Annotated in this window: 1 protein-coding gene; it reads right to left on the bottom strand. The window is 63.2% G+C overall.

The window, feature by feature from the left end:
* A partial coding sequence (locus P775_RS21390; protein ID WP_099912897.1) for an IS30 family transposase occupies positions 1–671 on the bottom strand: 671 nt, incomplete at both ends.

Raw genomic sequence — 671 nt, 5'->3', positions numbered from 1 at the left:
TCATCTGTCGCGTGAACCCTTCAAGGGCGGCGCTGGCGGTGCAGCCGTTCATCTTGCTGAGGATGACAAAGCGGGTCTTGCGCTCGACCACGGTGCCCACCGCCGACCGGTTGAAGGCCCCCTTGATCAGGTCTCCCTCCCAATGGCCTGGAACCAGGCGTGCCTCGATGTCTTCGGGACGATGGATAATCCGCAGCGTTTCCGGGACCATAGAAGTTCCCGCCAGAGAGGTGCGCCGGGCACCGCGCTTCGGCTTGGCCTGCCGGAGTGCCTCGATCATCAGCGTCTTCAGCCCGCCCCGGGGCTGCGCGTAGATCGCGGCATAGATCGTCTCGTGGCTGACGCGCTGGCTGGGATCATCTGGATGCATGCGCCGCAGTCTGGCCGAGATCTGCTCTGGCGACCAGCGCCAATGGACCAGACGGTTGCGCACCCAGTCATAGAATGGGGCTGCGGGGACCAGTTTTTTTCGTCGACCCGAACGCAACTGAGCCGCATCCCGCGCCAGCCTCGCCACCTGTGGATCATATCCGCCAAGCGCTGTTCCTCGTTTCAGTTCAAGCCCGATGGTCCCATGATGCCTGCCAAGAAGCCGACCGATCTGACGCAAGCTCGATCCCCGCCGGTTCTCCGCAAAAATCACGCCACGTTCCTCGGCGTTCAGGTGCTTG

Origin of the sequence: Puniceibacterium antarcticum (assembly GCF_002760615.1) — a bacterium.
Lineage (GTDB): Bacteria > Pseudomonadota > Alphaproteobacteria > Rhodobacterales > Rhodobacteraceae > Puniceibacterium > Puniceibacterium antarcticum.
The sequence above is the reverse complement of the archived record's forward strand: the minus strand, read 5'-3'. Positions and strand labels throughout refer to the sequence as shown.